The organism is Rathayibacter sp. VKM Ac-2926, from assembly GCF_022815565.1.
Classification (GTDB): Bacteria; Actinomycetota; Actinomycetes; order Actinomycetales; family Microbacteriaceae; genus Rathayibacter; species Rathayibacter festucae.
Genome location: NZ_JALGRS010000011.1, coordinates 36,662 through 62,856 on the forward strand (window position 1 = coordinate 36,662; position 26,195 = coordinate 62,856).

The window sequence follows — 26,195 nt, forward strand, 5'->3', positions numbered from 1 at the left end:
GAAAACATTGCTCGACGTAACAACTTTTGACGAGCTGCGCATCGGCCTCGCGACGGCCGATGACATCCGTCGCTGGTCGCACGGTGAAGTGAAGAAGCCCGAGACCATCAACTACCGCACCCTCAAGCCCGAGAAGGACGGTCTGTTCGGCGAGCAGATCTTCGGACCCTCGCGCGACTGGGAGTGCTCCTGCGGCAAGTACAAGCGGGTCCGCTTCAAGGGCATCGTCTGCGAGCGCTGCGGCGTCGAGGTCACCAAGTCCTCGGTCCGCCGCGAGCGGATGGGCCACATCGAGCTCGCCGCCCCCGTCACCCACATCTGGTACTTCAAGGGCGTTCCCTCGCGCCTCGGATACCTGCTGGACATGGCGCCGAAGGACCTCGAGAAGGTCATCTACTTCGCGGCGTACATGATCATCGACGTGGACGACGACGGCCGTCACGCCGACATGCCCGGCCTCGAGAACGAGCTCCGGCTCGAGATCAAGACCCTCTCGGACCAGCGCGACTCCCGCATCGCGGACCGCCTGGCGCGCCTCGAGACCGACCTCGCCGCCCTGGAGGCGGAGGGCGCGAAGAGCGACCAGAAGCGCCGCACCAAGGACGGCGCCGAGAAGGAGATGGGCCAGATCCGCAAGTCCTTCGACGAGGACATCGCGCGACTGGAGAGCGTGTGGGAGCAGTTCCGCACCCTGAAGGTCGGCGACCTCAAGCCCGAGGACGCCGTCTTCAACGAGCTCGTCGACCGCTACGGCGTCTACTTCGAGGCCTACATGGGCGCCGAGGCGATCAAGAAGCGCCTCGAGCAGTTCGACCTCCAGGCCGAGGCCGAGACGCTGCACCTGCAGATCGCCGAGGGCAAGGGTCAGAAGAAGATCCGCGCCATCAAGCGCCTGCGCGTCGTCAACTCGTTCCTCGCCACCGGCAACTCGCCGGCCGCGATGGTCCTCGACGTGGTCCCGGTCATCCCGCCGGAGCTGCGCCCGATGGTCCAGCTCGACGGTGGCCGCTTCGCCACCTCCGACCTGAACGACCTGTACCGCCGCGTCATCAACCGCAACAACCGCCTCCGCCGCCTGCTCGACCTCGGTGCCCCCGAGATCATCGTGAACAACGAGAAGCGCATGCTCCAGGAGGCGGTCGACGCCCTCTTCGACAACGGCCGCCGCGGCCGTCCCGTCACGGGCACCGGCAACCGCGCCCTGAAGTCCCTGAGCGACATGCTCAAGGGAAAGCAGGGTCGCTTCCGCCAGAACCTGCTGGGCAAGCGCGTCGACTACTCGGGCCGCTCGGTCATCATCGTCGGACCGCAGCTCAAGCTGCACCAGTGCGGTCTGCCCAAGCAGATGGCGCTCGAGCTGTTCAAGCCGTTCGTCATCAAGCGCCTGATCGACCTGTCGCACGCGCAGAACATCAAGGCCGCCAAGCGCATGGTCGAGCGCTCGCGTCCGCAGGTCTGGGACGTGCTCGAGGAGATCATCCGCGAGCGCCCCGTCCTGCTCAACCGCGCGCCCACCCTGCACCGACTCGGCATCCAGGCCTTCGAGCCCCAGCTGGTCGAGGGCAAGGCGATCCAGCTGCACCCGCTCGTCTGCGCCGCGTTCAACGCGGACTTCGACGGCGACCAGATGGCCGTCCACCTGCCCCTGTCGGTCGAGGCCCAGGCCGAGGCGCGCATCCTGATGCTCGCCTCGAACAACATCCTCAAGCCCTCCGACGGCCGCCCGGTCACCCTGCCCACGCAGGACATGATCATCGGCCTGCACCACCTGACGACCATCCGCGAGGGTGGCGCCGGTGAGGGCCGCGCGTTCTCCTCCGTCTCGGAGGCGATCCTCGCGAAGGACCAGGGCTCGCTGCACCTGAACTCGAAGGTCCGCATCCGCATGTCGGACGTGTACTTCGCTCAGGGTCAGAGCCCCGAGGGTGTCGAGATCGACGACAAGGGCAAGGTCACCGCGCCCGTCCTCCTCGACACGACGCTCGGCCGCGCCCTCTTCAACGAGGCTCTGCCGGTCGACTACCCCTACTTCGAGCAGGTCGCCGACAAGACGACCATCTCCGGGATCGTCAACGACCTCGCGGAGCGCTACCCGAAGGTGGAGGTCGCCGCCTCGCTCGACCGCATCAAGGACGCCGGCTTCTACTGGGCCACCCGGTCCGGTGTGACCGTCGCCCTCTCGGACATCCTCACCCCGCCCTCGAAGCCCGTCATCATCGCGGGCTACGAGAAGAAGGCGGCCAAGGTCGAGTCCGAGTACGACAAGGGTCTGACCACCCAGGCGGAGCGCCGCCAGGAGCTCGTGAAGATCTGGACCGAGGCGACCGACGAGGTCGCCAAGGCGATGCGCGCGAACTTCCCGATCGACAACACGATCAACCGCATGGTCACCTCCGGTGCCCGTGGAAACTGGCTGCAGGTGCGCAACATCGCCGGCATGCGCGGTCTGGTGAACAACCCGAAGGGCGAGATCATCGCCCGACCGATCATCTCCTCGTACCGCGAGGGACTGTCGGTCGCCGAGTACTTCATCGCCACGCACGGTGCCCGCAAGGGTCTGGCCGACACCGCGCTCCGCACCGCGGACTCGGGCTACCTGACGCGTCGACTCGTCGACGTCTCGCAGGACGTCATCATCCGCGAGGACGACTGCGGCACGACCAAGGGCCTCGACCTGCCGATCATGCTCCAGGACGCCACCGGCGCCTGGATCCAGGACTCCAACGTCGAGAACTCCGTCTACGCCCGCTCGCTCGCCACCGCGGCGACGAACGAGGCCGGCGAGGTCGTGGCCGAGGCCGGCGAGGACGTCGGCGACGTCCTCATCGAGAAGCTCGTCGGTGCCGAGGTCCGTCACATCAAGGTGCGCTCGGTCCTGACCTGCGAGTCGGCCGTCGGCGTCTGCGCGGCCTGCTACGGCCGCTCGCTCGCCACCGGCAAGCTCGTCGACATCGGAGAGGCCGTCGGCATCATCGCGGCCCAGTCGATCGGCGAGCCCGGCACGCAGCTCACGATGCGCACCTTCCACACCGGTGGATCGGCCTCGGCCGACGACATCACGCAGGGTCTGCCCCGCGTGCAGGAGCTCTTCGAGGCCCGCACCCCCAAGGGTGCGTCGCCGATCGCGGAGGCCGCCGGTCGCATCACGATCGAGGACACCGACCGGGCCCGCCGGGTCATCCTCCAGCCGGACAACGGCGACGAGGCGGTCATCTACCCGGTGCTCAAGCGCTCGCAGCTCCTCGTCGAGGACGGCCAGTCGGTCGTGCTCGGTCAGCAGCTGCACGTGGGAACGGTCGACCCCAAGGAGGTCCTGCGCGTGCTGGGCGTCCGCGAGGTCCAGAAGCACCTCGTCGGCGGTGTCCAGGGCGTCTACCGCTCGCAGGGCGTCCCGATCCACGACAAGCACATCGAGGTCATCGTCCGGCAGATGCTCCGCAAGGTCACCGTCGTCGACCACGGCGACACCGACCTGCTGCCGGGTGAGCTCGTCGACCGCTCGCGCTACAGCGAGGTCAACCGTGCGGCTCTGACCGAGGGCAAGCGGACCGCGTCCGCTCGCCAGGAGGTCATGGGCATCACCAAGGCCTCGCTCGCGACCGAGTCGTGGCTGTCGGCCGCGTCCTTCCAGGAGACCACCCGCGTCCTGACGCAGGCGGCCATGGAGGGCAAGCGCGACCCGCTGATGGGCCTCAAGGAGAACGTGATCATCGGAAAGCTGATCCCGGCCGGAACGGGTCTGCCCCGCTACCGGAACGTGTCGGTCGAGGCGACGGAGGAGGCGAAGGCCGAGCGGTACCCCAACCGCATCTTCGCCGACGACGCCGCGTTCAGCGACGCGGACCTCTCGTTCGTCGACTTCGACTCGTTCTCGAGCGACGGCTACGAGCCCGGCAACTACAGCTGAGCACGGTCTGAGTGACGAAGGGCCCCGCCGGGAGACCGGCGGGGCCCTTCGTCGTCCGCCCAGTCACCGGTCACGTGGCGCGATGAACGATTTGGCTATTCAGACTGCTCGGTTGGACGTCGTAGTCTAAATCCTTCGATAGGGACCGTCTGGTCACTCTCAAATAGCTTGATGGGAGCCCTTGTATCCTTGTCGGAAACCAGTGCAAGCTGCTCAAAATGCTCAGCCACCTGATGAGGGGTCACACCCCATTGCTGAAGAACGTGTTCCAATAGCAATGCCGTTGAGCCGGATTTGCCATACTGGTACCACCAGTTGCGTGGGTTCCATTCTCTTAGGCGCAGATCCCCAAAGTCACCAAAGCGCGAGTCTTTTGCCGTCTTCTGAATCTCTTCCGGGAAGAAGTTTCGCGAACCAAGACGAATCACTATAGCGTTATCTGGCAAGTCCAGTTGCCGCCCCTGCTGGCGTTCGCGAAAGACGAGGCTTCCTGAGTCGCTGTGATAGGTGTTGATCTCCCAATCCGGGATGATTACCACTTCGTTTCGCGTTGATAGCCAATCCCCAAGCTGGTCAGGCGATATTTCTCCTGACCGTAAAATTCCGCAAGGCATACTTGGCAAAGAAACGCCGACAGAGCGACCGAGGTCGGCGGCCCCATACCGGGTCGAAGATGAGGCGAATCTCTTCCGGTCCATCAGGTCAATCTGAGTACTAGCCCATCGCTGTAGCTCGGATGGGTTGGCTAGAGGAAAGGAGGAGTTGCGATCAGCTTTGAGCGGTGCGCCTGAAAAGGCGCCAAGGCAGTTGTAGACATAGTCGCTGAGCAAGCCGCCAACATATGTTTTGGCGTCTGGTGCCGGCCACCACCACACGTCAGCTGTCGATTCGTTTTCTAAACCGCTAGCCAGAACCGCCCTACCAATTACGCGTCCATCTTCGTCGAACAAAGACTGCTCATTTTCAATGAAGTACTTTCGCCATTCGATGTACATCTTTTGATAATTCGGGTTCTTCATATCGAAAGTGTAGATACGATCGAAAAGCTGGTCGGCGGGTAGTGTGCTCCACTCGTTGGCTTCAATAAGTCTCTTCGCGTCTCGATCGTCCGGTCCCTCGAACTTCAGATCAACGTCCAGCAAGGCACACATGTTAATCAACATATCCCGCACCATTTGCGAAACGGATTGCTCAATTGCATCCGTTTCCAGTAAGCCCTTTTCGGAGAGCGGAGGATTTTTTAATCTTAGTCTGACGAGGGTGCCATTCTGAGTGAGCTCCTCGCGCACAGGAACGTTTCGGAAAAGTGGCCTACCGGCCAAACCATCTTCAAAGACCAGCATTGCCGTCTCCGACGAACCCTGCCTATATCGCAGAGACTTAATTTCCACGCGATCCGCAATCATAAATGCAGAAAAAAAGCCAATCCCGAACTTTCCGCGAGGTCGAAAAGACGCCGCGGGTAAATCAGCGAGGTCCGAGTTGGTTGTAGCTTTCCATTGTGACCTGCCGAAGTCCAACAATGACTCAGCCATCTGATGCTGCGTCATACCGATGCCGTGGTCTTCGACTTCAAGCCAGTCGGATCCACCGTGCTGGTAAAGCCTGATGCTCACTGCGGGAACATCGCGTTGGGAATGGGCTGCATAGAGGTGACTGGCATCTGCCGCATTCGCGATCAGTTCCCGCAGGGGGATAGTTGGATTGTCGCCATAAAGTTGAGCTCCACCAAGCGTTTCCACCACGGTGTTGACTTTCGAGACTTTCAGGGTTGCGTCAATCGGGGTCCAGCCCTGGGTCTTGACGAGTGACGCGAGTCGTTCTGGCGTCGAGACTCCGGCCACCGAATTCACCTTGAACGGTTTGCGGCCGAGGTCGCGACACACGGCGTCTACTTGTTTGAGTTCAAAGTCAATCATTTTTAGTGTGTCGTAGGCGAGCCACCACGCGCGCGATTCTGACTCAGGAAATGATCTACTGGATGTGTATTCAAGTCGAGACTTGTTTACAATGGGGCGGTTGAGTCGTTGTTGAAATACCCAGTGATCTCTGCTCACTCCGACCTGCGGTCGAAACGCGTGAAGCATTAGCGGGGCGCGCCTACTGTCGATATGACTGGCGTCTGCCAGGCGCAGAATGCAAGCAAGCTTGAGCGGGTCTATGTTCCACTCGCCGGGGAGTGAACCGTCTGTCCCGTGTTTGTCGGCCACAAAAGATGGAAGCTCGTCGACGGAAACCCAATGACTCTGGGCAATTCGTCCAATATCGTCCCCAAAGAAACGACGGAGATCTTCCTGGGCAAGAAGTGTTACTTTGCGTCCTGAATCTGTTTCGAATTCTTGGTCCACTAGGCGCGCGGCCTGCTCTGCATGTCGCAGCCTCAGTGTCGTCACCAGAGCAAGCTCGCGATTCGATGCGTCTTCCGCCGCTGTTGGAGGATCTGTCACGCCGGATTCCAGTACACGTGCAAATGTAGGATCTGCTTCGACGGCGTCCTTTCCACCAGGATATGAATTGAGGCCCATCCCGAGATCGTGCAGCAAGAAAGCGCCGCCAAGGATGAATGCTTCCGCCGGGTTCAGAGGGAAATCATCGTCGACGATCATCGAGGCCATATCCCAGAGCGAGTCTATATGCTCGATGCCGTGGTCCGTGAACATAGGCATGGAGATCTTGATGTCTTCGGCGAGGAGTTTTGCGTTACTTCGAAAGTCGAAATAGGCTTCTCGAAGTCGATTTACTGTAGGTTGATTCTCGCCGAAGTCAGTAGAGCCGAGAGTTCGTCGCCAAAGTGATGACGTCTGATAATCGTATGGCATTGCCCGTCCTGTATATGTCAGTACCCGTGGCCATGGGGAGCTCTTACGCTCCATTGCGGAAGCGTGACAGCCTTCGTGTCGCGGGTCAAGAAAGCTGATCCCGGCCGGAACGGGTCTGCCCCGCTACCGGAACGTGTCGGTCGAGGCGACGGAGGAGGCGAAGGCCGAGCGGTACCCCAACCGCATCTTCGCCGACGACGCCGCGTTCAGCGACGCGGACCTCTCGTTCGTCGACTTCGACTCGTTCTCGAGCGACGGCTACGAGCCCGGCAACTACAGCTGAGCACGGTCTGAGTGACGAAGGGCCCCGCCGGGAGACCGGCGGGGCCCTTCGTCGTCAGCGGCACCGTGCGGGCACAGCGACGCGCGACGGGTGCCTCGCGCGCCGCGCGGTAAGGGCACCCTGACTGGGGGTCCGTCGATTCCCGACAGAGAGCCCGAACGGGGGCGTCCGGATGATTGACTTCTGGGACGTTCGTCCGGTCGATCCCCTGAACCCGCTCAGCAGGGGTCGCGGCGGTGAGGAAACGTGCGGATGAGAGTCCTGATCGCCCTGCTGGCCGCCCTTCTCGTGGTGGTCGGTGCCGTCGTCGTACCGTCGGGCACCGCGGTCGCCGCGGCCGCCGCAGCCGCCCCTCCGCCGGCGACCTGCGGCATCGCCGAGCTCGCCCCGGTCCTCCCGGGCGACGAGGTCGAGTCCACGGCGGCGGCCTCGCTGGTGCCGATCCTGGTGCTGCACGGCTGGCTCGGCACCGCGACGCACGACGCGTCGCGCACGGGCGCCTTCTCGCACCTGGTCGACCTGATCGCCACCAACGGCGTCGACCAGCCGGTCACCACCTCCCAGCGCTCGCTCATCGGCGCGTTCCAGGACACCGAGGGCGCCGTCGTCTACACCTTCGACTACCGCGATCTCGCGGCCCGCTGGGTGACCGATCCCGGCATCGCCGACGCCCTGGCCTCCTCGATCGCCTGCCTCACCGCCGCGACCGGCCACCGGGCCGTCGTCGTCGCCCACTCGATGGGCGGCCTCGCCGCGCGCCAGGCCCTCAGCCAGAGCGTCGACGGCGTGCCGGTGGAGTCGATGGTGCGCGAGGTCGTCACCTTCGGCACGCCCAACACGGGCTCGGACCTCGCCCTCCGCCTCGGCCAGATCATCGACTCCACCGGCACGGTCAGCCCCGCGGTGGTCGGCGGACTCGAGCCGCAGTCGCGCCTCGGCCTCTCGGCGCTGCTCGCCTCCTGCGGCGCGGCGGCCTCGCAGGACGCGGGCAACGCGGGGGAGTGCACGGGCATGCCCATGATCGACGCGCTGTCCTCGCAGGCGGGGATCGCCCTGCGCACCGGCTCCACGCAGCTCGCGGCCCTGCCGCCGTGGCCGGAGAGCGTGCGCGTGGTCTCGCTCGCCGGCGACATCCGCGTGACCATCGCCTCGGTCCTGGGCTCGCGGACGGGCTCGGTGTCGCTCGGCGACATCATCGTCGCGCCGCCGTCGGCCGAGGCGGGCGTCGACGACTACGTCGTGTCGACCTGCTACTACACGCTGCTGTCGATGCCGGACGTCCCGTCGGTGCTCGCGGAGCTGAACCCGATGGCGCGGCTGGGCGACGCGCTGCGCTTCTCCGCGATGGTGGTCGCCATCGACGCCAGCCCCTGCCACCACGCCAAGCTGATGCGCAACGTCGAGCTCGCCGGCCACGCCGAGGCGGAGGTCGCCGGTGCGGTGGCGGACGAGCTCGGCATTCCGCGCCTCGGCGCCGTGCGCGCCGGGCAGCACCTCCTGCCGTTGTCGGACGAGCCTCGCCGCCCCTTCCGCCCCTGACCGGCGGGACATGATGTCCGGAGTTTTGACGCCGCCCTGATCGAGCGCCTACGGTCGAGATCGGCCGAAGGGGCGGCCGCCTGGGGGACAGGCAGCGCGGCTCGCGCGGCTCGCACGCCGAGCGCGAGCCGCGCCCGTCCCGCGCGTCCGGCTGCCTCTGTGACCTCCCGAGTAGCCGATGTGCGCGACGACTGTCGGCGATCGTCTACGCTCGGGTGCACCGGGGACGCCGAAGCCGCCCCGCTCACCCGCCTCCGGAGGCACGATGGGCACCGACACCCCGCCCGAGGTCCCGCCGCGACCGGCCCGTCTGAGCCGTGAGCAGGTCCGGACCCGGCTGCTCGACGCCGCCCTCGCGCTCGTCCGCGCGGAGGGCCTGCGCGTCGGCGTCTCGCACCTGCCGCTCGAGGACGTCATCCGCTCCGCCGGCGTGCCGCGCAGCACGGTCTACCGGATCTGGCCCACCCGCCAGGCGTTCTACGACGAGCTGGTCGCCGCGATCCCCGAGCGGATCCTCACGGCCCGGCTCGACCCCACCTCGCTCACCGCGGGGGACGCGTACCTGCATCGCCGCCTCGCCGAGCAGCCGACCCCCGAGCAGATGCGCGAGATCCTCGTCGCCTCGCTCACCGTCGCGATCGAGGCGAACTACGACAACGTGTTCGCCTCCCAGCACTGGCGTAACTTCGTCGCCCTGATCGGCGCGGTCGACTCGCACTCGGAGTCGGCCCGCGTCGCGATCCACGAGGCCCTGCACTCGCGCCAGGTGCACTTCATCGAGAACATGGCGAAGTACTACCGGCACACCCTCGCCGAGGCGGGCCTGCGCCTGCGCTCGGGCCGGGAGGAGGAGTACGCCGTGCTCGCCTCCGCGATCTCGTCGTTCGTCGAGGGACTCTGCGTCGCCCGGATCGCCGCGCCCGAGCTGGTGACCGGACCGATCGATCCGGGCCGGCCGGACTCGCCCTCGCTCGTGGTGGCGGGCACGCTGATGCTGATCGACGGCTTCTGCGAGCCCGTGCCGTCCGCGCCCACCGGGTCCGCACCGGCGGAGGACGCCGCGCTCTAGCGGTCGGCGGGAGGCTCGTCCTCGGCGACCGGCTCGAGCATCCCGTCGACGATCGAGCGGATCGTCCAGGCGGTGAGGCTCCACTCGACGGGCTCGCCGTCCAGGCCGGGCGCCGTGACGACGGCGTCGAGCTCGTCGTCGAGCAGCCGCCCGCGGTGCACCAGCCCGTCCGTGACGATCGCGGTGAGGTGCGCGAGCTGGAGCGTGGTGAAGCCGGGCCGGAGTGAGGCGCTGAACTGGTCCAGGACGTCCTGGTAGTAGTCGCGCAGCCGCTGGCTGAGCATCGTCTCGAGCCGGCGGGCGGTGGCGCGCACCGCCTCGCGCGCGGGCCCCTCCTCCATCGAGAAGGTGCACGCCAGCAGGGCGTTGTAGGAGGACCAGTCGACGGAGGCGCGAAGGGTCTCCACGCTGGAGTTCGCACCGATGCGGATCATCTCCCAGGCCACCTGACGGCGGCCCGCCGCGGTGCCGAGGTGGGCGGAGGAGCGCTCGTAGACCTCGGTCATCGCCCGCTGGGCGTCGGGATCCGCGCCGTCGGCGAAGCGGTCCGCGACGAAGATCTCGCCGATGAGGTCGGCGACGAACTCCTCCCGCGTGCTCCAGATCCGGTAGACCGAGCTGCGCGGCACGGCGGCCAGGCGGATGTACTCCTCCATCGGCAGGTGGGCGAAGCCGACCGTGAGCCCGTGGGCCGAGATGACCTCGCGGGCGGCGCGGAGCATCCGGGTCCGCACCTGGTCGGCGGGGATCCGGGTCGAGCGGAGGGCGGTCTCGTCGGAGTCGTTCATCGTCACGGAGACTAGCCCTCCTGGGCGGAGTGCGAGCAAGGAGGGGGATCCGCGGTCGGCGGAGATGCGCTGATGGTCGTCGGGACGGAATGTCCCGTGCGTGGCTCGGCCGGTCCTCCTTTCGCTACGGTTCGATCCAGGACGGACCCGACCGTCCTCGCAAGGGGTTTCCGTGGCGGAATTCGAGAAGTTCGCTGTGACCGTGGTGAGCGGTCTGTCCATCGAGCGCGCGGCTCTCGCGGCGCTCCTCGTCGACGTCCTCCCGCACCTGAGTGCCGCGGACCCGGACGCCGCCGAGGCGGACACGATCGCGGTCCTGGACCTCGACCGGGTCGCGCCCGAGGTGCTGACCAGCACGCTCGCGGAGGTCAGCGCGCGGCATCGCGGCCTGGTGGTGCTGTCCGCGTCGGACTCGCTCGAGGCCGTCCGCGCCGTGCTCCGCCTCGAGCGCACCGCCTTCGTCTGGAAGGGCGACGAGCCGGGCGAGCTCGTCGCGGCCCTGGTGTCGGTCGCGTCCGGCCGCTCCTGGATCTCGGAGGCGGCCCGGCACCGCTTCCTCGCCGCCGGCGAGCACCGCCGGCCCGTGCTCAGCCGGCAGGAGAGCCGCGTCATGCGCTCCTACGGGTCCGGCACGGCGGTCAAGGACGTCGCCCTCGACATGCGGATCGCCGAGCACACCGTGCGCACCTACATCAAGCGGATCAAGGCGAAGTACCTCGACGCCGGCATCGCGCTGGAGTCACGGGTCGACTTCTACCGCCACCTCGACGGGCATGACGTCGCGATCCGCAACGGCCGCGACCGGGTGCGGCCCGGCCTGCAGGAGACGGGCGGCGGCGTGCGTGGCGAGATCGCCTCGTGAGGCGAGCAGGATCGCGTTGCCGCTCCCGCGCCCCTCGGCGTAGCTGAGCGGACCGACGGCGGCGACCACCGGCAGCACGCGCTGCACCTCCCGCCGGAGCCGCCGCAGGCGCCGGTGATCGGCGTCGTCGGCGACGTTGACCGCGAGCAGGCCGACGCCCTCGACCAGCCCGGCGAGACCGCCGAGCACCTCGGTGCGGTAGAAGGGCTCCGGGATCTCGTCGCCGTCGTAGACGTCCAGCACGACGAGGTCGGCCCGCGGCACGGCGAGGGGTCCGGCGGCGTCCGCGGTGACGCTGCGCAGCCTCGTCCCGGTGGGGAGCGGTGCGTGCGCCAGCACGAACTCGACCAGCCCGGCGGCGCGCTCGACGACCGTCTGCTCGGAGCCAGGGCGGGTGGCGGCGACGTAGCGCGCGAGCGCCAGCGCGCCCGCACCGAGGTGGAGGACCGTCACGGGCGCTCCCGCCGGCCCGAGCGCGTCGACCGCGGAGCCGAGCCGGGCCAGGTACTCGAGGCCGAGCTGCTCGGGCGCGCGGAGATCGATCAGGGACTGCTCCGAGCCGTCGATCTCCAGCACCAGCGAGCCCTCGCGGATCGGGTCGGGCTCGAGCGAGACCAGTGCTCCACCGGGGAGACGGGCGGAGGGGGGCACCCGCCCACGCTAGCGGGAGCTCCCGCCTCGCGCCGGACCGCGGCCGCGGCTACGGTTGCAGCCATGGTCGCCCTCATCCTGCTCGACGTCGACGGCGTCCTGAACCCGTCCGTCTCGAGCGACCGCGCGGCGGGCGGCCACCGGCTGATGCTCGAGCCCGAGCGCGAGGACCTGGTGCGCCGCCTCGCCGCCGTCGGCACGATCGTCTGGGCCACCACCTGGCCGCCGAAGCTCACCTCGGTGCTCGCGGACGATCTCGGTCTGCCGGCCGGCACCGAGGCGATCGTCTTCGGCGGTGGCCTCCCGCGCGACCCGCGCTTCCCCGGGCAGACCGGCAAGCTCCAGCCCGTCGCCGTCTGGCTCGAGCAGGCAGAGGACAGGTTCGCGATCGACGCCGTCGTCTGGATCGACGACAACCTCCGCGGCGACGCCTTCGACTGGGCCCGCGAGCAGGAGACCCCCTTCCACCTGATCGTGCCCGAGGCGGCCGCCGGCCTGACGGCGGACGAGGTCGCCGGCGCGGAGTCGTTCCTCGCGGGGCTCGGTGCCCGTCCGGCGTCACACGGCGACATCCGGGAATAGCGGTCCCCCTCCCGCTGGTTGGGTGGAGGGTGCGGACGCGTGCGATCGATCGCCGTCCGCTCCTCCCCACCCCACCGAACCGTGCGCGGCTCCGGCCGCGATCCGGTCGTGAGACACCGCGATGCACCGAAGGAAAGACACTGTGACGCTCCTCCCCGCCCGCACCTCGCTGCGCATCCTGCTCGGCACGACCGCGGCCGCCGCCGCCCTCGTCCTCGCCGGCTGCGCCCCCGCCTCCACCGACGACGTGGTCTCCGGCTCCAGCGACGACAGCACCGCCTCGACCGCCTCCGGGCTGACGCTCGCCGAGGTCGAGGAGTCCGGGAAGCTGACCATCGGCACCGAGGGCACCTACTCCCCGTTCTCCTTCCACGCGGACGGCGGCACGGGCGACCTCACCGGCTACGACGTCGAGGTGATCACCGCGGTCGCCGAGAAGCTCGGCGTCGAGCCGGAGTTCGAGGAGACGCAGTGGGACGCGATGTTCGCGGGACTGGACGGCGGCCGCTTCGACGTGATCGCCAACCAGGTCTCGATCAACGACGAGCGCAGCGCGAAGTACGACTTCTCCGAGCCGTACTCGGTGAGCCCCGGCGTGGTCGTCGTGCCGGCCGACGACACCGAGATCACCTCGCTGGACTCGCTCTCCGGCAAGACCACCGCGCAGTCGCTCTCGAGCAACTGGTACACGCTCGCGCAGGACAGCGGCGCGACCGTCGAGGGCGTCGAGGGCTGGGCCCAGGCCGTCGCCCTCGTCGAGCAGGGCCGTGTGGACGCGACCCTCAACGACCGTCTCACCTGGCTGGACTGGTCGACGACCTACCCCGACCAGGCCGCTGGCCTCAAGGTCGCCGTGACGACCGACGACAGCTCCTCCAGCGCCTTCACCTTCCCGAAGGGCTCGGACGACCTCGTCGCCGCGGTCGACGGCGCCCTCGACGAGCTGCGGGCCGACGGCACCCTCGCCTCCATCTCCGAGCGCTACTTCGGCGCCGACGTCTCCCAGTAGCCAGGCCTCAGGCGGTGGGTCTCGATACGCCCCTCCGGGGCTGCTCGACCAGCAAGAAGGACGCCTGCGGCGCTGGTCGCCGCTTCCGACGGTCGGCTGCGACATGCTGATCGAGTAGCCCGCGCAGCGGGCGTATCGAGATCCACCGTCGCCGTGACGCGAGTCCGCAGACCACCGTCTCGGCCACGGTGGGTCTCGATACGCCCCTCCGGGGCTGCTCGACCAGCATGGGTCGGCCGACACCCCCGCTTCGCAAGGCCGAGCGGCCCCGAGAAATGCGTGCCAGCATTTCTCGGAAGCGGACGCGACCCGCTCTGCCCCACGCATCCACCTCGACAAGCCGACCGCGGTCTTCTCCCGCCTCCGGCGGGAGAAGACAAGATGGAACTGTTCTTCAGGTCGTTCTGGCCGATCCTGTCGGGCGGCATCGTCGGCACGATCCCGCTGGCGCTGTCGAGCTTCGTGCTCGGCCTGGCCCTCGCGCTGGCCGTCGCGCTGATGCGCCTCTCGCGGGTGAAGGTCCTGGCCTGGATCGCCCGGGCGTACATCTCCGTGATCCGCGGCACCCCGCTCCTGGTGCAGCTCTTCGTGATCTTCTACGGCCTGCCCAGCCTGGGCGTCAAGATCGACCCCTGGCCGAGCGCGATCATCGCCTTCGCCCTGAACGTCGGCGGCTACGCGGCCGAGGTCATCCGCGCCGCGATCCTCAGCGTGCCCAAGGGGCAGTGGGAGGCGGCGCACACCATCGGCATGGGCCGCGGTCTCGCCCTGAGGCGGATCATCCTGCCGCAGGCCGCGCGCGTCTCGGTGCCGCCGCTCTCCAACACGTTCATCTCGCTGGTCAAGGACACCTCGCTCGCCTCGCTGATCCTGGTGACCGAGCTCTTCCGCCAGGCGCAGAAGATCGCCACCGCCTCGAGCGAGTTCATGCTGCTCTACCTCGAGGCCGCCCTCATCTACTGGCTCATCTGCCTCGTCCTCTCCAGCGGCCAGAGCCTCCTCGAGAAGCGATTGGACCGCTATGTCGCCCGTTGACGCCTCCTCCGGCACCGCAGGCCGCCCCGCGGACGGCGACCGCCCCGTCCTCCGCGCCACGGGGCTGCGCAAGTCCTTCAGCGGCGTCGAGGTCCTCCGCGGCATCGACCTCGAGATCCGCCGCGGTCAGGTCATCGCGCTGATCGGCCCGTCCGGCTCGGGCAAGACGACGGTGCTGCGCTCGTTGAACAGCCTCGAGGTCCCCGACGGCGGCCTGCTCGAGCTCGCGGACGGCTCGGTGCTCGACTTCGGCGGGCCGGTCGGCAAGCGCGCCCTCACCGCGCTGCGCGACCGCTCGGCGATGGTCTTCCAGCACTTCAATCTCTTCCCGCACCTCACCGTCCTGCAGAACGTCACGGAGGGCCCGCTCCGCGTGCAGCGCCGCCCGGCGTCCGAGGTGGTCCCGGAGGCGGAGGCGCTGCTCGAGCGCGTCGGTCTCGGCGGCCGCGGCGGCGCCTACCCCTTCGAGCTCTCCGGCGGCCAGCAGCAGCGGGTCGGCATCGTCCGGGCCCTCGCGCTCCAGCCCGACCTGCTGCTCTTCGACGAGCCGACGTCGGCGCTCGATCCCGAGCTGGTCGGCGACGTCCTCTCGCTGATGCGCGAGCTGGCGGGCGAGGGCTGGACGATGCTCGTCGTCACGCACGAGCTGGAGTTCGCCCGGCAGGTCGCCTCCGAGGTCGTCTTCATGGCGGACGGGGTGGTCGTCGAGCGCGGCGCCCCTGCGCAGATCCTCCGCGAGCCGCAGGAGCCGCGCACCCGGCAGTTCCTGCACCGCCTGCTGCACCCGCTCGAGTAGCGCAGCGGCGTCCCCCGTCCCGGGGTGGGCGCGGCGGTCGCTCGTCCCGCGCGGACCCGTGCCTAAGCTGTCGGAGTGACGGGGAACAGCGAAGCCGAGACCACGCGGATGCCGACGACGGGCGACGGGGCCGAGCCGACCCGGGAGTACGTCTGGCCCGAGCCGGAGCCGGGCGGCCGACGTCCCGCGACCGGCGCCACCGCCGTGCAGGAGGCGCAGCCCGCGTCGCCGTCCCCGCTCGGCTCCGTCGAGCCGGAGCCGGAGCCCGCCCGCCGGAAGGGCAACCGCCTCGCCGGCCTGGCCATCGCCCTGCTCACCACCGCGGTCTTCGCCGCCCTGTACCTCGTCGCCCTCACCGCGATCCGCGTGCTGATCGACGCCGTCGAGGGCGACCCCGTGGCGATCGCGCTCGCGCAGGGCCCCACGGCCGTCTTCCTCCTCCCGGTGGCCGCCTTCTTCGTCGGCCTCGCCCTGATCGTCCTCGCCGTCAATCGCGCGGGCTGGTGGGCCTACGTCCTCGGCGGCTTCTTCGTCGCCCTGCTCGCCGGCGCGGCGGCCCTCGTCGGCGCCTGGTCCGCGGTCGGCGGCTTCGCCGTGCCGCAGGACCGTACCGCCGTCGTCGACTTCCTCCGCGACCCCGCGACCCTCCTCGCCGTCGCCGCGGCCGCCGTGCTCGCCCGGGAGGTCAGCGTCTGGGGCGGGAGCCTCATCGCCGGCCGCGCGCGGGGAGTGAAGCGCCGCAACGCCGAGCGCGACGCCGCCGCGCAGTCGTGACGCCCGCCGGCCCGGGGGAGCAGGGCCGCGGCGCCGGGCTCGGCTACGGCATCGCCCTCGCGGCGTTCGCGTCCTTCCTCTACCTCGCCCTCGTGGTCTGCGCGTTCGGCGTGCTCAGCCTGCTGCTGGACCAGGACGTCGTCCCCGAGCGCGACGCCGGCCCGATCCTCGGCCCGGTCGTGGTGGCGGTCTGCGTCCTCGCCGTCCTCGTCTCGATGATCACACTCGCCGCCCGGCCCGGCGTCAGCCGTCTCGTCGGCCCCTCGCTGCTGACGGCGGTCGTCGTCTACGCGCTCTTCCTCCTGGTCGGCGGCGCGATCTACGGCCTGGGCCTGGGGGAGCCGGGCGCCATCCTCCGCTTCGTCGTCGACCACGCCGCGACGCCGTTCGCGATCGCCGCGGGCGTGCTGGCCGGAGCGGTGCAGATCCTCTTCCTCGCGATGCTCGCCCGCCGCGACGCCGGCGGCGGGACCCCGCACTGGGGCTGGGAGGGCGACGAGCGCGAGTGAGGCTCCCGGGCGGCGTTCTCGCCCAGGGCGAACGCCGTCCAGTTGACCGCCCCCGTCACTCCCCGTAATATTCTTCGGGTGTGCGCTTTGTCGTGCGCTCGTGTCGTGCCTCCGGGCCGGCACAGTGCCGCGCTTCGCTCCACCGGGTCCGCGAGGACCCGCGGGTTCGTCCGATCGGGCGGCCCCCACGGCATACCCCTCCCCTTCCCCGGTTCCGCTCGTCGGTGCCGAGAGGGAGTCGGGTCCAGATGAACTCGGCCGTCCCGGTAGCGGGCAGGCCGAATGTCGACCATCGATCCGCTGTCACCGTGCAGCATTCAAGGAGCAAATCAGTGCCAACGATTCAGCAGTTGGTCCGAAAGGGACGCACGCCGAAGGTCACCAAGACCAAGGCGCCCGCCCTGAAGGCCAACCCCCAGCAGCGCGGCGTCTGCACGCGCGTCTACACGACCACGCCCAAGAAGCCGAACTCGGCCCTCCGCAAGGTGGCCCGCGTGAAGCTCTCCAACGGCACCGAGGTCACGGCCTACATCCCCGGTGAGGGCCACAACCTCCAGGAGCACTCGATGGTGCTCGTCCGCGGCGGTCGTGTGAAGGACCTCCCCGGTGTCCGCTACAAGATCGTTCGCGGCGCCCTGGACACCCAGGCCGTCAAGAACCGCAAGCAGGCTCGCAGCCGGTACGGCGCGAAGATGGAGAAGAAGTAATGCCTCGTAAGGGACCCGCTCCTAAGCGCCCCGTCGTCGCAGACCCCGTCTACGGCGCCCCGGTCGTCAGCCAGCTCGTGAACAAGATCCTCCTGGACGGCAAGAAGGGCCTCGCCGAGCGCATCGTCTACGGCGCGCTCGAGGGAGTCTCGACCAAGAACGGCCAGGACGCCGTCGTCACGCTCAAGAAGGCGCTCGACAACGTCCGTCCGACCCTCGAGGTCCGCAGCCGCCGCGTCGGCGGCTCGACCTACCAGGTCCCCGTCGAGGTCAAGCCGCACCGCGCCAACACCCTCGCCCTCCGCTGGCTCACCAGCTACGCGAAGGCCCGTCGCGAGAAGACGATGACCGAGCGTCTCATGAACGAGATCCTCGACGCGTCGAACGGTCTGGGCGCCGCTGTCAAGCGTCGCGAGGACACCCACAAGATGGCCGAGTCGAACAAGGCCTTCGCGCACTACCGCTGGTAGCGCACCCCGCGCCCGCCTCTGGCGAGCGCGACCCCCGGTCCCGCGGCGCGCGCCTCAGTGCGCGCGCCGCGGTCCCGGACCCGGCGGCGGATCCTCGGATCCGGCGTGGACGGGCGACCGCCACCATCACGATCCCAGCCGATCGGCCATGAACCCGTTGCGCTGGCTCCATCACCTATCGGAGGAACTCCGTGGCACAAGATGTGCTCACCGACCTGAACAAGGTCCGCAACATCGGCATCATGGCCCACATCGATGCCGGCAAGACCACCACCACCGAGCGCATCCTGTTCTACACGGGTATCACGCACAAGATCGGTGAGGTCCACGACGGCGCCGCCACGATGGACTGGATGGCGCAGGAGCAGGAGCGCGGCATCACGATCACGTCCGCCGCGACGACGTGCTTCTGGAACAAGAACCAGATCAACATCATCGACACCCCCGGTCACGTCGACTTCACGGTCGAGGTCGAGCGCTCGCTGCGCGTCCTCGACGGCGCCGTCGCCGTCTTCGACGGCAAGGAGGGCGTCGAGCCCCAGTCCGAGACCGTCTGGCGTCAGGCCGACAAGTACGACGTCCCGCGCATCTGCTTCGTCAACAAGATGGACAAGCTCGGCGCCGACTTCTACTTCACCGTCGACACGATCATCAACCGCCTCGGCGCCAAGCCGCTGGTCATCCAGCTGCCCATCGGCGCGGAGTCCAGCTTCGAGGGCGTCGTCGACCTCGTCGAGATGCGCGCGCTCACGTGGCGCGGCGACTCGAAGGGTGACGTCGCGCTGGGCGCGAAGTACGAGATCGAGGAGATCCCCGCGGACCTGGCCGACAAGGCCGCCGAGTACCGCGAGAAGCTGCTCGAGACCGTCGCGGAGACCTCCGACGAGCTGCTCGAGAAGTACTTCGGCGGTGAGGAGCTCACGGTCGCCGAGATCAAGGGCGCCATCCGCAAGCTGACCGTCAACTCGGACATCTACCCCGTGCTCTGCGGCTCCGCGTTCAAGAACCGCGGCGTGCAGCCGATGCTCGACGCGGTCGTCGACTACCTCCCCTCCCCGCTCGACGTCCCCGCCATCGAGGCGCACGACGTCCGTGACGAGGAGAAGGTCATCATGCGCCACGCGGACTCGACCGAGCCCTTCTCGGCGCTCGCGTTCAAGGTCGCGGTGCATCCGTTCTTCGGTCGCCTCACCTACGTCCGCGTCTACTCGGGCAAGCTCGACTCCGGCGCCCAGGTCATCAACTCGACCAAGGGCAAGAAGGAGCGCATCGGCAAGATCTTCCAGATGCACTCCAACAAGGAGAACCCGGTCGACTCGGTCACCGCCGGCCACATCTACGCCGTCATCGGCCTCAAGGACACCACCACCGGTGACACCCTGAGCGACCCGACCGCGCAGGTCGTGCTCGAGTCGATGACCTTCCCGGAGCCCGTCATCGAGGTCGCCATCGAGCCCAAGACGAAGGCCGACCAGGAGAAGCTCGGCACCGCGATCCAGAAGCTCGCGGAGGAGGACCCCACCTTCCGCACCGAGCAGAACCAGGAGACCGGTCAGACGGTCATCAAGGGAATGGGCGAGCTGCACCTCGACATCCTGGTGGACCGCATGAAGCGCGAGTTCAACGTCGAGGCCAACGTCGGCAAGCCGCAGGTGGCCTACCGCGAGACGATCCGCCGCACGGTCGAGAAGTACGACTACACCCACAAGAAGCAGACGGGTGGCTCGGGCCAGTTCGCGAAGGTCCAGATCTCCATCGAGCCGATGGAGGTCGAGGCCGACAAGACCTACGAGTTCGTCAACGGCGTCACCGGTGGTCGCGTCCCCCGCGAGTACATCCCCTCGGTCGACGCGGGCATCCGCGACGCCATGCTGGTCGGCGTCCTCGCCGGCTACCCCATGGTGGGCATCAAGGCGACCCTGACCGACGGCGCGGCGCACGACGTCGACTCCTCGGAGATGGCGTTCAAGATCGCCGGCTCCATCGCGTTCAAGGAGGCCTCGCGCAAGGCGCAGCCGGTCCTCCTCGAGCCGCTGATGGCCGTCGAGGTCCGCACGCCCGAGGAGTACATGGGCGACGTCATCGGCGACCTCAACTCGCGTCGCGGGATGATCCAGTCCATGGAGGACGCCGCGGGCGTCAAGGTCATCAAGGCCAACGTCCCGCTGTCCGAGATGTTCGGCTACATCGGCGACCTGCGCTCGAAGACCTCGGGCCGCGCGGTCTACTCGATGACGTTCGAGACCTACGCCGAGGTCCCCAAGGCCGTGGCCGAGGAGATCGTCCAGAAGAACAAGGGCGAGTAGCACTCGTCCCACCCCCGCCGCGGTTCTGCGGAACCGCGGCGGGCCTGGTAGTGTCGTGCGGGTTTGCTGCCGCGTTCTGCGCGCCTCGGATCCTCATCGGATGGCCCGCGCGACCACTGCCGGTAACATACCTACACAAAACCCCCGCAAGTCCTCCTGTCCTCGTGCCGCCCCGTGCGGCGTCGGATGCGGATGCTTGCACCTAAGTCCTGAGGAGGACCCACAGTGGCTAAGGCCAAGTTCGAGCGGACCAAGCCGCACGTCAACATCGGAACCATCGGTCACGTCGACCACGGAAAGACCACCCTCACCGCGGCGATCTCGAAGGTTCTGGCGGACAAGTACCCGTCCGCGACCAACGTCCAGCGTGACTTCGCGTCGATCGACTCCGCTCCCGAGGAGCGCCAGCGCGGCATCACGATCAACATCTCGCACGTCGAGTACGAGACGCCGAAGCGCCACTACGCGCACGTCGACGCCCCCGGTCACGCCGACTACATCAAGAACATGATCACCGGCGCGGCTCAGATGGACGGCGCGATCCTCGTGGTCGCCGCCACCGACGGCCCGATGGCTCAGACCCGTGAGCACGTCCTCCTCGCCAAGCAGGTCGGCGTGCCGTACCTCCTCGTCGCCCTGAACAAGGCCGACATGGTGGACGACGAGGAGATCCTCGAGCTCGTCGAGCTCGAGGTCCGCGAGCTGCTGTCCTCGCAGGGCTTCCCCGGCGACGACGCCCCCGTGGTCCGCGTCTCCGGCCTCAAGGCCCTCGAGGGCGACGAGGCGTGGACCCAGTCCATCCTCGACCTCATGGACGCCGTCGACGCCTCCGTCCCGGACCCGATCCGCGACAAGGACAAGCCGTTCCTCATGCCGATCGAGGACGTCTTCACGATCACCGGTCGTGGAACCGTCGTCACCGGTCGCGCCGAGCGCGGCACCCTCTCGCTGAACTCCGAGGTCGAGATCGTCGGCATCCGCCCGACGCAGAAGACCACGGTCACCGGCATCGAGATGTTCCACAAGCAGCTCGACGAGGCCTGGGCCGGCGAGAACTGCGGTCTGCTCCTCCGCGGCACCAAGCGCGAGGACGTCGAGCGCGGCCAGGTCGTCGTCAAGCCGGGTTCGGTCACGCCGCACACGGACTTCGAGGGCACCGCGTACATCCTGTCCAAGGACGAGGGTGGGCGTCACAACCCGTTCTACGGGAACTACCGCCCCCAGTTCTACTTCCGCACCACCGACGTCACCGGCGTCATCACGCTGCCCGAGGGCACCGAGATGGTCATGCCCGGCGACACCACCGACATGACGGTCGCGCTGATCCAGCCGATCGCCATGGAGGAGGGCCTCGGCTTCGCCATCCGTGAGGGTGGCCGCACCGTGGGTGCCGGAACGGTCACCAAGATCGTCAAGTAGGTTCTCCTACTGATCTCTCGAGAGGGGTCGTCCGCTTCGGCGGGCGGCCCCTCTCGTCGTTCCCGGTGCAGGTCGGCCCCGGTCTCGATCCGCTCGGCGGAGGCTGACTAGCGTGGGAGGCATGCCCTTCGTGAAGACGAACCCGTCCGCTCCCGCGCAGTTCTTCGAGTGGGAGGCGGCGGGACTGCGCTGGCTGGCCGAGGCCGAGGAGGCCGGGGGAGCGCGCTGCGCCGAGGTGCTGCTCGTCGAGCCCGGCCGCATCGAGCTCGAGGAGGTCCGCTCCGCCCGCCCGACGCGGGAGGCCGCCCGGCGCTTCGGAGGCGCCCTCGCGCGCACGCACGACGCGGGAGCCGCCGCCTTCGGTGCGCCGCCGGCCGGCTGGTCCGGCCCCGCCTTCATCGGACGCCGCAGGATGCCCTGCACTCCGGAGGACTCCTGGGGCCGGTTCTACGCGGAGCAGCGGGTCCGGCCCTTCCTCCGCCCGGCCCTCGAGGCGGGGAACCTGTCCTCCGCCGACGCCCGCACCGTCGAGAGCGCCCTCGACCTCGTCCGGGCCGGAGCCTTCGACGACGACGACGTCCCGGCGCGCCTGCACGGCGACCTCTGGAACGGCAACGTGCTGTGGTCGGACGAGGGCGCGGTGCTGATCGACCCGGCCGCGCACGGCGGCCACCGCGAGACGGACCTCGCCATGCTGGCCCTCTTCGGGCTGCCCCGGCTCGACGACGTCCTCGCCGGCTACGAGGAGGTCCACCCGCTCCGGCCCGGGTCCGAGGACCGCGTGCCGCTGCACCAGCTCCATCCGCTCGCGGTGCACGCCGCCGGCCACGGACCCTCCTACGGCCGGGCCCTCGCCGAAGCCGCGGCCCGCGTCCTCGCTCTCTGATCTCCCCGGCGCGTCCCGCACCGTTCGTCCAGGCGGTGTCGCCACACTGAGGCTCGCGCGGCCCCCTGCCCGCACGGATCAAGGAGGAACCATGGTGGACTTCGGCAAGCTCGGACGACAGGCCGGCGAGCTGCTCAACAGCAAGAAGGTCCGGGAGACGCTCCGCAGCGAGAAGGCGGAGGGCGTCTCAGACCAGGTGCTCGAGAAGACCGGCGACATCGCGAGCCGCCTCACCAAGGGCAAGTACGACGACCGCATCGAGGACCTCAAGCGCCAGGCCGACAAGCGCCTCGGCAACGAGTAGCGCAGGGCCGGGGGCGCCCGTCAACCCGCTGACGGTGCCGGAGCCCCCGCCCTATCGTCGGGTCGATGGCCGATCCGCTCACTCAACGACTCCGCCGGACCGACTCGAGCGGTCGCGGCTACAGCCGGGTCCGCTCCGGTACCGGCTTCAGCTACCGCGACCCCAAGGGCGCCACGGTCACGGACCCCGAGCTGCGGGACCGCTTCGACCACCTCGGCATCCCGCCGGCCTGGCAGGACGTCTGGATCGCGCCGTACCCCAACGGGCACATCCAGGCCACGGGCGTCGACGGCGCCGGCCGGCGGCAGTACATCTACCACCCGACCTGGCGCGAGCAGAAGGACCGGATCAAGTTCGACCGGGCGCTCCGTCTCGCGGAAGCCCTTCCCGGTGCCCGCCGCCGGGTGACGATCGCCCTCCGCGACGACGGGCCCACCCGCGAGCGCGCGCTGGCGACCGGCTTCCGGATGCTCGACACCGGCTCGCTGCGGGTCGGCAGCGAGCAGTACGCGAAGGAGCACGGCAGCATCGGCCTCACGACGCTGCTCTGCTCGCACGCGACGACGCACGGCGATCGCGTCGCACTGGCCTTCCCCGGCAAGAGCCACCAGGCCTGGACGAGCGAGATCCTCGACCACGACCTGGCCCGGGTGGTCCGGGCACTGAAGCGCCGCGGCCCGAACGCCCGGCTCCTGGCCTGGAAGGACGGCCGCGTCTGGCGCCCGGTCTCCGCAGCCGACATCAACGACTACGTGCGCGAGCGCGCTGGCGACGACTTCACGGCGAAGGACTTCCGCACTCTGCACGGCACGGTCGCCGCAGCGCTGAGTCTTGCGAAGGCGGGCCCGCAGCCCACCCAGCGGCTGCGCACGAGGGCGATCTCGCAGGCGATGAAGGACGCGTCCGAGGTGCTCGGGAACACGCCGACCGTGGCTCGCGCGAGCTACGTCGACCCGCGGGTGCTCGATCACTTCCGCGCGGGCGAGACGATCGATCCGTCCCGCCCCGGCTCGGCCGAGACGACGCTGCGCGCTCTGCTCTTCGAGTGAGCGGCGAGCGTCGCCCGGGTGCGGTGAGGCCCGGGATTCCGCGGGCGGACGTCCGCGGCCACCGACCTCCGCGCCGCGACACGCCCGGGTTGCACGGGTGCTGGATCCGTGAGAGACTCTTCTAGTTCAAAATTTCCGCCCGCGCAGCGTGCTGCGAGGGGGTGGAACACTGCCAGGCAGTGCCGAGACGGCGCCCCAGCGGCTCGACCCGAGAGGGCGGCCCCGCGAGTGCGACGTCGAGGCGGCGGGTAGCAGAACGACAACAACCGACAACTCAACGGGCTCTCCGTGCGTCGTGCGTTCTGCACGGCTCTCAGAGCGCCTCGAGCGCGGTGCTTTTGACAGAAGAACACTGGTGCACTTCCTCCGGTTCTCCGGATGTTCCTTCGCGAGCGCGTCCTATGCGACACGAGCCCGGCTCCGGCCGGGGGAGTGGCGTACGACGCAATAACAAGAGAGTGAGAGATCACACATGGCGGGACAGAAGATCCGCATCCGACTGAAGTCGTACGACCACGAGGTCATCGACACGTCGGCGCGCAAGATCGTCGACACGGTGACCCGTGCCGGTGCAACGGTCGTCGGCCCCGTGCCGCTTCCGACCGAGAAGAACGTGGTCTGCGTGATCCGTTCTCCCCACAAGTACAAGGACAGCCGCGAGCACTTCGAGATGCGCACCCACAAGCGCCTCATCGACATCATCGACCCGACGCCCAAGGCCGTCGACTCGCTGATGCGCCTCGACCTCCCGGCCGACGTCAACATCGAGATCAAGCTCTAAGGAGGAGTGCCACCATGTCTGTCACTGTTTCCCCCACGCTGAAGACCAGCAAGGGCCTCCTCGGCACGAAGCTCGGCATGACCCAGGTCTGGGACGAGAACAACAAGCTCGTCCCCGTCACGGTCATCGAGATCAGCCCCAACGTCGTGACCCAGGTCCGCACGGAGGAGAAGGACGGCTACACCGCCGTCCAGCTCGCCGCCGGTGCGATCGACCCGCGCAAGGTGAACAAGCCCGCCGCCGGTCACTTCGACGCCGCGGGCGTCACCCCCCGCCGCCACCTCACCGAGGTCCGCACCTCCGACGCCGCCGACTACTCGGCCGGCCAGGAGCTGACCGTGGACGCCGTCTTCGAAGCCGGCACCAAGGTCGACGTCGTCGGCACCTCCAAGGGCAAGGGCTTCGCCGGTGTCATGAAGCGTCACAACTTCAAGGGCGTCTCGGCTTCGCACGGTTCGCACCGCAACCACCGCAAGCCCGGCTCCATCGGCGCCTCCTCGACCCCCAGCCGTGTCTTCAAGGGCATGCGCATGGCCGGTCGCATGGGTGGCGAGCGCGTCACCGTGCTCAACCTCAAGGTGCACTCCGTCGACGCCGAGAAGGGTCTGCTGCTCGTCAAGGGCGCCGTCCCCGGTGCGCGCGGTCGCCTCGTGTTCGTTCGCAACGCCGTGAAGGGAGCGTAGTTCCATGGCTACCTCTGTCGACATCATCGACGTCCAGGGCAACAAGTCGGGCGCGTTCGAGCTCCCCGCCGAGCTCTTCGACGTCCAGACCAACATCCCCCTGATCCACCAGGTCGTCGTGGCGCAGCTCGCCGCGGCGCGCCAGGGCACCCACTCCACGAAGAACCGTGGCGAGGTCTCGGGAGCCGGCCGCAAGCCGTTCAAGCAGAAGGGAACCGGTCGCGCTCGTCAGGGCTCGATCCGCGCCCCGCACATGACCGGTGGTGGCGTGGTCCACGGACCCACCCCCCGCAGCTACGCGCAGCGCACCCCCAAGAAGATGATCGCCGCGGCCCTGCTCGGTGCTCTCTCGGACCGCGCCCGCGGCTCGCGCGTGCACGTGGTCGAGTCCCTCGCCCTCGGCGAGACCCCGAAGACGAAGGACGTCCTCGTCCTGCTCGAGGCCCTCTCGGTGTCGCGCAACGTCCTCGTGGTCCTCGAGCGCGACGACTTCATCGCCGAGCTCTCGCTCCGCAACGTGCCGTTCGTGCACATCCTGCCGTCCGACCAGCTCAACGCGTACGACGTGCTCGTCTCCGACGACATCGTCTTCACGAAGGCCGCACTCGACGCGTTCGTCGCCTCGAAGTCCGGCGCCAAGAAGGAAGAGGTGAACGCATGAGCCAGTCCGCCGCGTTCAACAAGGACCCCCGCGACGTCATCATCTCGCCGGTGGTCTCGGAGAAGTCCTACGGCCTGATCGACGAGGGCAAGTACACCTTCGTCGTCGACCCGCGCTCCAACAAGACCGAGATCAAGCTCGCCATCGAGAAGATCTTCGGTGTCCAGGTCGCGTCGATCAACACGCTGAACCGTCAGGGCAAGACCCGCCGCACGAAGTTCGGGGCCGGCAAGCGCAAGGACACCAAGCGCGCGATCGTCACGCTGAAGTCCGGCTCCATCGACATCTTCACGAGCGTCGGCTGAG

23 protein-coding genes and 1 pseudogene are annotated in these 26,195 nt (G+C 68.5%); 22 read left to right on the forward strand and 2 right to left on the reverse strand.

All coding sequences use genetic code 11. From position 1 onward, the window contains the following. Positions 1 to 7: 7 nt before the first annotated feature. Positions 8 to 3,907 carry a DNA-directed RNA polymerase subunit beta' gene (locus MT351_RS14990; RefSeq protein ID WP_132436048.1) on the forward strand — a complete coding sequence of 1,300 codons (3,900 nt, stop codon included), beginning with the start codon at positions 8 to 10 and terminating at the stop codon, positions 3,905 to 3,907. A 95-nt stretch (positions 3,908 to 4,002) separates the two neighbouring features. On the opposite strand, the gene MT351_RS14995 is transcribed toward MT351_RS14990, so the two are convergent. Next, positions 4,003 to 6,726, reverse strand: coding sequence for an ATP-binding protein (locus tag MT351_RS14995; RefSeq protein WP_243582559.1), 2,724 nt, complete (start codon positions 6,724 to 6,726; stop codon positions 4,003 to 4,005). A 91-nt stretch (positions 6,727 to 6,817) separates the two neighbouring features. Here MT351_RS14995 and MT351_RS15000 point away from each other — a divergent pair. From MT351_RS15000 to MT351_RS15010, 3 genes and pseudogenes are all read left to right on the forward strand, one after another. Beyond that, a pseudogene (locus MT351_RS15000) lies at positions 6,818 to 7,009 on the forward strand (hypothetical protein); the annotation flags it as partial. Positions 7,010 to 7,261: 252 nt separating this feature from the next. After that, positions 7,262 to 8,548: a triacylglycerol lipase gene (locus MT351_RS15005; protein ID WP_132436045.1), complete on the forward strand. Its 1,287-nt coding sequence runs from the start codon at positions 7,262 to 7,264 to the stop codon at positions 8,546 to 8,548. 265 nt (positions 8,549 to 8,813) lie between these two features. After that, positions 8,814 to 9,617 (forward strand): TetR/AcrR family transcriptional regulator, encoded by an 804-nt coding sequence (locus tag MT351_RS15010; RefSeq protein WP_132436044.1) that lies wholly within the window; start codon positions 8,814 to 8,816, stop codon positions 9,615 to 9,617. Here the strand turns inward: MT351_RS15010 and MT351_RS15015 are convergent. Beyond that, the gene (locus MT351_RS15015; RefSeq protein ID WP_127885906.1) at positions 9,614 to 10,405 is read right to left on the reverse strand and encodes a hypothetical protein; all 792 of its coding nucleotides are present in this window, start codon (positions 10,403 to 10,405) and stop codon (positions 9,614 to 9,616) included. The genes MT351_RS15010 and MT351_RS15015 overlap by 4 nt on opposite strands. Positions 10,406 to 10,577: 172 nt before the next feature. Here MT351_RS15015 and MT351_RS20355 point away from each other — a divergent pair, with 172 nt between their 5' ends. The 18 genes from MT351_RS20355 to rplW all read left to right on the forward strand — a co-directional run bounded on the left by MT351_RS20355 (position 10,578) and on the right by rplW (position 26,194). Beyond that, a complete protein-coding gene (locus MT351_RS20355) occupies positions 10,578 to 11,267 on the forward strand; it encodes a LuxR C-terminal-related transcriptional regulator (protein WP_243582560.1) in 690 nt (229 codons plus the stop codon). Positions 11,268 to 11,981: 714 nt separating this feature from the next. Beyond that, complete coding sequence (locus tag MT351_RS15025; protein ID WP_132436042.1) at positions 11,982 to 12,500, forward strand: HAD domain-containing protein; 519 nt, start codon at positions 11,982 to 11,984, stop codon at positions 12,498 to 12,500. Positions 12,501 to 12,642: 142 nt separating this feature from the next. Then, complete coding sequence (locus MT351_RS15030) at positions 12,643 to 13,509, forward strand: amino acid ABC transporter substrate-binding protein (RefSeq protein ID WP_374204781.1); 867 nt, start codon at positions 12,643 to 12,645, stop codon at positions 13,507 to 13,509. Positions 13,510 to 13,890: 381 nt separating this feature from the next. Next, entirely contained in the window at positions 13,891 to 14,544 is a 654-nt protein-coding gene (locus MT351_RS15035) for an amino acid ABC transporter permease (RefSeq protein WP_123445032.1), read from the forward strand. Then, the gene (locus MT351_RS15040; protein WP_132436041.1) at positions 14,531 to 15,340 is read left to right on the forward strand and encodes an amino acid ABC transporter ATP-binding protein; all 810 of its coding nucleotides are present in this window, start codon (positions 14,531 to 14,533) and stop codon (positions 15,338 to 15,340) included. Before MT351_RS15035 ends, MT351_RS15040 begins: the two co-directional genes overlap by 14 nt. A gap of 75 nt (positions 15,341 to 15,415) precedes the next feature. Further along, entirely contained in the window at positions 15,416 to 16,114 is a 699-nt protein-coding gene (locus MT351_RS15045; RefSeq protein ID WP_132436040.1) for a hypothetical protein, read from the forward strand. Beyond that, positions 16,111 to 16,623 carry a DUF6121 family protein gene (locus tag MT351_RS15050; protein ID WP_123735025.1) on the forward strand — a complete coding sequence of 171 codons (513 nt, stop codon included), beginning with the start codon at positions 16,111 to 16,113 and terminating at the stop codon, positions 16,621 to 16,623. The genes MT351_RS15045 and MT351_RS15050 overlap by 4 nt, the downstream gene beginning before the upstream one ends. A 332-nt stretch (positions 16,624 to 16,955) precedes the next feature. Then, positions 16,956 to 17,330 (forward strand): 30S ribosomal protein S12, encoded by a 375-nt coding sequence (rpsL, locus tag MT351_RS15055; protein ID WP_011186743.1) that lies wholly within the window; start codon positions 16,956 to 16,958, stop codon positions 17,328 to 17,330. Further along, complete coding sequence (rpsG, locus tag MT351_RS15060) at positions 17,330 to 17,800, forward strand: 30S ribosomal protein S7 (protein WP_056037355.1); 471 nt, start codon at positions 17,330 to 17,332, stop codon at positions 17,798 to 17,800. Before rpsL ends, rpsG begins: the two co-directional genes overlap by 1 nt. Positions 17,801 to 17,991: 191 nt before the next feature. Beyond that, positions 17,992 to 20,106, forward strand: a complete 2,115-nt coding sequence (fusA, locus tag MT351_RS15065; protein WP_123445036.1) for an elongation factor G — start codon at positions 17,992 to 17,994, stop codon at positions 20,104 to 20,106. A gap of 225 nt (positions 20,107 to 20,331) precedes the next feature. Further along, on the forward strand, positions 20,332 to 21,525 hold the full coding sequence (tuf, locus tag MT351_RS15070) for an elongation factor Tu (RefSeq protein ID WP_123445037.1): 1,194 nt from the start codon (positions 20,332 to 20,334) through the stop codon (positions 21,523 to 21,525). A 103-nt stretch (positions 21,526 to 21,628) separates the two neighbouring features. After that, entirely contained in the window at positions 21,629 to 22,411 is a 783-nt protein-coding gene (locus tag MT351_RS15075; protein ID WP_279389001.1) for a fructosamine kinase family protein, read from the forward strand. A gap of 91 nt (positions 22,412 to 22,502) precedes the next feature. Continuing rightward, entirely contained in the window at positions 22,503 to 22,715 is a 213-nt protein-coding gene (locus tag MT351_RS15080) for an antitoxin (RefSeq protein WP_243582561.1), read from the forward strand. A gap of 65 nt (positions 22,716 to 22,780) precedes the next feature. Further along, the gene (locus MT351_RS15085; RefSeq protein WP_243582562.1) at positions 22,781 to 23,764 is read left to right on the forward strand and encodes a DNA topoisomerase IB; all 984 of its coding nucleotides are present in this window, start codon (positions 22,781 to 22,783) and stop codon (positions 23,762 to 23,764) included. A gap of 472 nt (positions 23,765 to 24,236) precedes the next feature. Next, the gene (gene rpsJ / locus MT351_RS15090; protein WP_005050520.1) at positions 24,237 to 24,545 is read left to right on the forward strand and encodes a 30S ribosomal protein S10; all 309 of its coding nucleotides are present in this window, start codon (positions 24,237 to 24,239) and stop codon (positions 24,543 to 24,545) included. Between the two features lie 14 nt (positions 24,546 to 24,559). Continuing rightward, a complete protein-coding gene (rplC, locus tag MT351_RS15095) occupies positions 24,560 to 25,228 on the forward strand; it encodes a 50S ribosomal protein L3 (RefSeq protein WP_104224566.1) in 669 nt (222 codons plus the stop codon). A 4-nt stretch (positions 25,229 to 25,232) separates the two neighbouring features. Further along, positions 25,233 to 25,889 (forward strand): 50S ribosomal protein L4, encoded by a 657-nt coding sequence (gene rplD, locus MT351_RS15100; protein WP_123735029.1) that lies wholly within the window; start codon positions 25,233 to 25,235, stop codon positions 25,887 to 25,889. Continuing rightward, positions 25,886 to 26,194, forward strand: a complete 309-nt coding sequence (rplW, locus tag MT351_RS15105) for a 50S ribosomal protein L23 (RefSeq protein WP_123445042.1) — start codon at positions 25,886 to 25,888, stop codon at positions 26,192 to 26,194. The genes rplD and rplW overlap by 4 nt, the downstream gene beginning before the upstream one ends. Position 26,195 lies beyond the last annotated feature (1 nt).